The organism is Ochrobactrum sp. SFR4 (assembly GCF_019730395.1).
GTDB lineage: Bacteria > Pseudomonadota > Alphaproteobacteria > Rhizobiales > Rhizobiaceae > Pseudochrobactrum.
Window position 1 is genome coordinate 42,526 of the sequence record NZ_JAAPBB010000017.1, and the last position, 6,914, is coordinate 49,439.

Genomic DNA, 6,914 nt, shown 5'->3' on the forward strand with positions numbered 1-6,914 from the left:
TGGCCGGTTATGCAGTTGTTCCGGAACTTGCCTGCCTTCCCCCGTAAGGATGCAATTTTCCGGAACGGCTGCACTTCGCAGCTTAAATTTCCCGGCTGCTTGCAGTCATTCCATTCCAAAGCGCATTTCCTGTTGCCGCCCCGCAGCAGACAACAGCAATCACTGTCCTGTTTTACTCCCGAAAACGGTTTTGCCCCAAGCATGTGAACAGTGACCGGCTCCATTTGAGGTTTTACGCGTGAATAATCCCTTCATTCATTTCGACAAGGTGAGCAAAGCATTCGGCTCTCTGACAGTTGTAGATAATCTGGATTTAACCATCGGCAAAGGCGAGTTTGTCAGCATGCTCGGGCCTTCCGGCTCAGGTAAAACAACCTTGCTGATGCTGCTTGCAGGCTTTGAACGTCCAACCGGCGGCACGGTCAGTGTTGACGGCAAACGTATCGATCAGCTGCCGCCGCATAAGCGTAATATGGGTGTGGTGTTTCAGAATTATGCTCTGTTTCCCCATATGACCATTGCCGAAAACGTGGCTTTCCCGCTGAAAATGCGCGGGCTTTCCAAGTCCGATATGCAGGATCGTGTGAAACGCGCATTGGATATGGTGCAGCTCGGCACCATGCTGGAGCGTAAACCTTCGCAGCTTTCCGGCGGCCAGCAACAGCGTGTTGCCTTGGCACGCGCATTAGTGTTTGAACCGGAAGTGGTGCTGATGGACGAACCTCTCGGCGCGCTCGACAAGCAGCTGCGTGAACGTATGCAGCTCGATATCCGCGAATTACATCACCGTCTCGGCCTGACGATCGTTTTCGTAACCCATGACCAGTCCGAAGCGCTGACTATGAGCGACCGCATTGCTGTATTCAACCGCGGAAAGATTGAACAGATCGGCACACCATCCGAGATTTACGACCATCCGGCGACGCAATTTGTTGCGGAATTTATCGGTGAAACCAATCTGATCGACGGCAAAGTCTCCGGTACACATAATGGCGAAACCCAGATCCGCCTGAGCAATGGTCAGGATATTCGTGTGGACGCTGAAGCGCCGTTCCATGCCGGTCAGGATATCCGCCTGTCGCTGCGCCCTGAACGCGTGCGCCTGAATACCGATGATGGTACTTCCAATAAATTATCTGCCACGGTCAGCGACATCGTCTATCACGGCGACCATCTGCGTGTAGCGCTGGACTTTGCAGGCCAGAGCCTTGTTACCAAAGCTGACCGCAGTTTTCATACGCTGAAAGCTGGTGATCCGGTTACCTTGTCTTTCCTGCCGGCGGATTGCTGGCCGATTGCAGTCCCTGCCCGTAATGCTCAGGTGGCGGCATGAATGAACTGCAACGACAACGGCTGAAATCTTTCGCACTGGTGGCACCGCTGGCTTTGTTCTTGCTGGTATTTTTCATCATCCCGCTGGTGACGATGATGAAAGAGGCCGTATCCGATCCGGTAGCCGCCAAAGCCCTGCCGCTCACAGCACAAGCTGCCAGCGACTGGAATCCGGAAACGCCACCGACACCGGAAATGAAAGCCGCGCTGGCGGAAGATATCCGCAACAATGATGATGCCCAGCTTTACGGCGATCTGGTGCGCCGTCTCAACAGTGCCCAACCCGGCTTCCGCACATTGATGAGCAAAACCCGCAATCAGCTGACCAAGCTTGAAGAGCCGGTTGATTATACGCAGATTGATCTCACCGCCATCGACAAGAAATGGGGTGAACAACCTTACTGGCAAGCCATTGCCAGCGCCGCCTCCACAACAATGACAGACCGCAATCTGCTGGCAGCCATTGATATGGAGCGCGATATATCCGGTGAAATCCGCTCTCTGCCGTCTGATGCCTCTGCCAATGTCACCATTATGGTGCGTACCTTCATCACCGCCCTCAGCGTTACTATTGCCTGTATTCTGATCGGCATTCCGTTCGCTATGGTTGCCGCCTCCGTTGAGGGCTGGAAACGCCAGTTGCTGCTTGGTGCAGTGCTGCTTCCGCTCTGGACATCGCTGCTGGTGCGTACTGCCGCATGGTTTATCCTGTTGCAGGATCAGGGGCTGATTAATAATGCGCTGATTGCGATCGGCATCACCAGTGAACCACTGGCGCTGATCTTCAACCGTACAGGCGTGATTATCGCTATGACCCATGTGCTGTTGCCATTCATGGTACTGCCTGTGTTCAGTGTGCTGATCGGCATTCCGAAGAATCTGATGCCCGCTGCTGCCTCGCTCGGCGCACATCCGCTGCGTTCTTTCTTTCATGTGCTGTTGCCATTGATTATGCGCGGCGTGGTTTCCGGCTCGCTGCTCGTCTTCATGACAGCGCTTGGCTATTACATCACCCCTGCACTCATCGGCGGTGCTAAAGATCAGCTTATCAGCTCGGTCATCGCCTTCTACGCCATGGGCGCTGCAAACTGGGGTATGGCCGGTGCGCTCGGCATGGTGCTGCTGATTGCAACCATCCTGCTCTACACAATCTATATGCGCCTCTCGACCGAGAAGGAGGTACGTTCATGAACGGTTTCAAACTCCTCAAACTTCTGTTTGGCGCAGCGGTGGTGTTTTTCCTGCTGGCACCGCTGGTGGCAATTCTGCCGCTGGCTTTCACCAGCGGCGCTTTGCTCGGATACCCGATGGAAGGCTATTCCACACGCTGGTTTCAGGAACTGGTGCAGGCGGACGCATGGCGCAGGTCGATTATCAACAGCCTGATTATCTCTGTCGGCACCACAGCACTGGCGACAGTGCTGGGAACTGTCGGGGCGCTGGGGCTGCGCGGCAATCAGTATTCCTTCGTATTCAACTCTATCAAAACAGTGTTCCTGCTACCGATGGTCGTGCCTGCAGTGGTGCTCGGCGTGGGCATGCAGCTGATGTTTGCACAATATGACCTGCTCAATTCCTATACCGGCGTGATCATCGCCCATACTGTTGTGGCAGTGCCATTTGTCGTCATCAACGTACTGGCCGTGCTGCAAAGCGTTGACCGGCGGGTGGAACAAGCCGCTGCCAGCCTTGGTGCGCCACCCTATGTCATCCTGCAAAAAGTGACATTGCCACTGGCAAAACCCGGTATTATTTCCGGTGCGGTCTTTGCTTTTGCAACCTCGCTGGATGAAGTGGTGCTAACCCTGTTCGTGGCAGGCCCGAACCAGCGTACACTGGCACGACAGATGTTCTCGACTATTCGTGAGAATATCAGTCCGGCAATTGCCGCTGCTGCATTTGTCTTCATTGTCGGTACAATATTGATTGCACTGGTGATGATCCTGACCCAGCGCAAGGCGGCAACACAGCCGCAATAAATCAAACAATTATAAAAAGATAAAAGCCGCCTTTGAATCAATTTCAGAGGCGGCTTCAGCTTTTTTAATCAACTTGTTTGCGTTCCAGCCAGACTTTCAGCACCAGTGTCAGCAAAGCCAGCACTGCCAAAGTTGAAGCCGCAGCAAATGCGCCAACTGTGTTCTGATCCTGAAACAACAGATCAACCTGCAAGGGCAGCGTATTGGTTTTACCACGAATGGCGCCGGAGACAATCGATGTCGCACCATATTCGCCCATCACTCGTGCATTACACAGCACGGCACCATAGAGCAGCGCCCATTTGATATTTGGCAGCGTCACATAGAAGAAGGTTTGCAGACCACTGGCACCGAGCGACAATGCCGCCTCTTCATCCTCGCCACCCTGCATTTCCATCAGCGGGATCAGCTCACGGGCAACAAAAGGACTGGTTACAAACAGGCTGACCAGAAAGATCGCCGGAATTGTGAACATGATCTTGATATCATAGCTCTCCAGCAAAGGCCCCAGCATCCCCTGCGCACCATAGAGAAACAGATAGGCTGTACCGGCAATAATCGGAGATACCGAAAACGGAATTTCGATAAAGCTGATCAGTAACCGTCTCCCGGGAAAGCGGAAGCGTGTGACCAGCCATGCCACGCAAACACCGAAAGCCATATTGACCGGCACAACCACAATCGCCGTCAGCACAGTCAGCCATACCGCATGCATCGTATCCGGCTTGGTAATTTCTGCCCAGAAGCGTCCCATACCGCTGCCAAAGGCTGCAGAGAAGATCACCGCCATCGGAATGCCGAGCACGATCAGTGATAGCACAACGGCCAGCCCGATCAGGAAACGTCGCCCCCAAAGTCTGCGTCGAAACTGCGGTGAAGTTTTTTCAGAAGCTAAAGCAGGAAAAGCCAAAATCGCCATATCAGTTTCGCTCCGCATAGCGCAGCTGCCGTGCCTGCATCAGATTGGTTATCAGCAGCATGGCAAAAGCCATCAGCAACATCACCATCGCCAGAGCCGCAGCTGCCGGATATTCATATTCATCCAACCGCACAAAAACGAGCAGCGAAGTCACTTCGGTTTTAAACGGCAGATTAGCAGAGATGAAAACAATCGCGCCAAACTCCCCCAAGCCACGTGCAAAGGACAAAGCACTGCCCGCCAGAAATGCAGGCAGGATCATCGGCCAGATCACATGAGCAAAAACCTGCAACGGATTGGCACCAAGTGTCTCCGCCGCCTCCTCCACATCATGATTCAGATCCTCAAGTACCGGCTGTACCGTGCGGATAACAAAAGGAATACTGGTAAAGGCCATCGCGATTATTATGCCCGCAGGCGTATAGGCCAGGTACAGGCCAAGCGGTTCAGTATATTGCCCGATCCAGCCGTTCTTCGACAAAACGGTTACCAGCGCCAGACCGGCAACGGCGGTCGGCAGTGCAAAAGGCAAATCCACAGCAGCATCCAGCAGGCGCTTGCCCGGAAACTCATAACGCACCAGAACCCATGCCATCAGCAGACCAAACAGAGCATTAAACACCGTAGCTGCAGCAGAGGTAAGTATGGTCAGCTTGAATGTTGCAACCGCACGCGGCGAACTAACAATCGACCAGAAATCAGCAAATCCGAGACTGGCCGTTTTCATAATTAGAGCAAAGAGCGGCAGAGCCACAATCACTGTCAGATAAAGCAGCGTACAGCCCATTGTAATGCCAAAGCCCGGCATCACTGTTTTTCTGACTTTAAAGATTGGTCTTTTCATAACCGGTCTGCTCTGTATGGGATACGGGAAAAACCGGCGCGTCTTTAAGGACGCACCGGCTGTCATTTTCAGGTCACGTTATTTGCCCGTGAACAGCTGATCGAGAATACCGCCTTCAGCGAAATGCTCTTTGGTCACATTTGCCCAGCCGCCGAATTCATCTTCCACGCGTACCAGTTTCACCTCAGGGAAATTGGCTTTGTGCTTTTCAATGGTTGCAGCGTCATGCACACGGTTGAAATTGCTGGCGAGAATTTCCTGCCCCTGTGGTGCATAGAGGAAATCGAGATAGGCCTGAGCGATTTTACGCGAGCCGCGTTTATCGACAACCTTATCAACGATTGTCACCGGAAACTCGGACAGCAGGCTGATTGGTGGCACGACGACTTCATATTTGTCTTTGCCAAGCAGCTTCTGAGTACCCAACACTTCAGCTTCAAATGTCACCAGAACATCACCGATACCACGCTCGGTAAAGGTTGTGGTCGCACCGCGTCCGCCGGTATCAAACACCGGAACATTCTTGAACAGCTTCGTAATAAACTCACGAACCTTGGCATCATCCTTGTTAAAGGCTTCCCGCGCATAGGCGGTTGCCGCCAGATAGGTATAGCGCGCGTTGCCGGAGGTTTTCGGGTTCGGGAAAATCACCTGTACGTCTTCGCGCACCAGGTCATCCCAGTTTTTGATCTGCTTCGGATTGCCTGCACGTACGAGGAAAGCAGGCAGAGAGTAATAAGGTGAGGAATTGTTCGGCAGACGGCTCTGCCAGTCCGCAGGGATCAGATTGCCTTTGTCGTGCAGTACCTGCACATCCGTCACCTGATTGAAGGTCACAACATCCGCTTCCAGCCCTTCAAGAATAGAACGGGCCTGTTTGGAGGAACCGGCATGAGACTGATTGACGGTGAGTGTTTCACCGGTCTGCTCTTTCCACACCGGAATAAAGGCTGTGTTGACCTGCTCATACAGTTCGCGGGCAATGTCATAGGAGACATTGAGGATCTCTTTCGGATCCTCGGCCTGAGCTGCAGTCAAAGAAGTTCCCAAACCGAGCACAAGCCCGGCCGCCAACAGAAGTTTTTTCATGAAATACCCGCCGCCTGTGTCTTTGCCTGAGGCAAATGATGGAGTTATCTATAACTCCAAAGATTAAGCAGCAGCGGCATGAAATCAATACTAAATTATTGATTTAAATAGATAATTTACTTTTAGAAACAAAATCAGAAATCTATAATACGCCAGAAAAAGAATGAGCAATATTTTGCCACCGAACATTTATATGGCGCAATATGATTTCCGGAACTCGTGTGAAAAATCATACTTTGCGGAAGGTTTTACCAAATACCAAGGTGACGCCAGCAGCCGAATTTTTCGGACTGATCGGGTGCAAGGCGGTTTTGGCGCTTCCGCTCAATGGTCTTCTCGTCCTGAGAAATTTCCTGCCAGAATTTTTGAAACGCCTGACCGCGCTGTTTCATCATTCCCTTCAGAGACTGAAATAGAGTCATGAATAACACTCCTGTATCGTCAGATTGCCAGCATATCCCGAAAAATGTGAAACGGTTTTCGGGTAAGATACGCGCAGAAACAAAGAGACAGAACATTTCCTATGATCAAGATAAACTGGAAATGCTCTATAATTAACATCTTGTTAATTATCAATGTAATCATTTCAACAACATAGGTCAAAGGTTTCCAAGAGATGTTTTTGTTACGTTCCGAAAAATATCGGAAACCTATTTCATGGAAGATTGAACCCTCCCTTTATCATGAAGCTGACAACCCCAAGGATCAGAGCGCTTATTATAAGCCAAACGACCTTAGCCAGAGTATCACT

Annotated in this window: 7 protein-coding genes; 3 read left to right on the forward strand and 4 right to left on the reverse strand. The window is 51.8% G+C overall.

Going from position 1 to position 6,914, the window contains the following annotated elements; all coding sequences use genetic code 11:
• Window positions 1-238 precede the first annotated feature (238 nt).
• From HBA93_RS15795 to HBA93_RS15805, 3 genes are read left to right on the forward strand one after another with little or no spacing between them, the layout of a single operon-like run.
• Complete coding sequence (locus tag HBA93_RS15795; protein WP_122092201.1) at window positions 239-1,333, forward strand: ABC transporter ATP-binding protein; 1,095 nt, start codon at window positions 239-241, stop codon at window positions 1,331-1,333.
• Window positions 1,330-2,523, forward strand: coding sequence for an ABC transporter permease (locus HBA93_RS15800; protein ID WP_121991398.1), 1,194 nt, complete (start codon window positions 1,330-1,332; stop codon window positions 2,521-2,523). The genes HBA93_RS15795 and HBA93_RS15800 overlap by 4 nt, the downstream gene beginning before the upstream one ends.
• Window positions 2,520-3,311 (forward strand): ABC transporter permease, encoded by a 792-nt coding sequence (locus HBA93_RS15805; RefSeq protein ID WP_221723875.1) that lies wholly within the window; start codon window positions 2,520-2,522, stop codon window positions 3,309-3,311. The genes HBA93_RS15800 and HBA93_RS15805 overlap by 4 nt, the downstream gene beginning before the upstream one ends.
• Window positions 3,312-3,375: 64 nt before the next feature.
• Here HBA93_RS15805 and cysW read toward each other — a convergent pair whose 3' ends face one another.
• From cysW to HBA93_RS15825, 4 genes are all read right to left on the reverse strand, one after another.
• Complete coding sequence (gene cysW, locus HBA93_RS15810) at window positions 3,376-4,248, reverse strand: sulfate ABC transporter permease subunit CysW (RefSeq protein ID WP_281011638.1); 873 nt, start codon at window positions 4,246-4,248, stop codon at window positions 3,376-3,378.
• Window positions 4,232-5,074 carry a sulfate ABC transporter permease subunit CysT gene (cysT, locus tag HBA93_RS15815; RefSeq protein WP_121991401.1) on the reverse strand — a complete coding sequence of 281 codons (843 nt, stop codon included), beginning with the start codon at window positions 5,072-5,074 and terminating at the stop codon, window positions 4,232-4,234. Before cysT ends, cysW begins: the two co-directional genes overlap by 17 nt.
• Before the next feature lie 78 nt (window positions 5,075-5,152).
• On the reverse strand, window positions 5,153-6,163 hold the full coding sequence (cysP, locus tag HBA93_RS15820; protein ID WP_121991402.1) for a thiosulfate ABC transporter substrate-binding protein CysP: 1,011 nt from the start codon (window positions 6,161-6,163) through the stop codon (window positions 5,153-5,155).
• Between the two features lie 248 nt (window positions 6,164-6,411).
• A complete protein-coding gene (locus HBA93_RS15825) occupies window positions 6,412-6,585 on the reverse strand; it encodes a hypothetical protein (RefSeq protein ID WP_221723876.1) in 174 nt (57 codons plus the stop codon).
• Window positions 6,586-6,914: the final 329 nt, after the last annotated feature.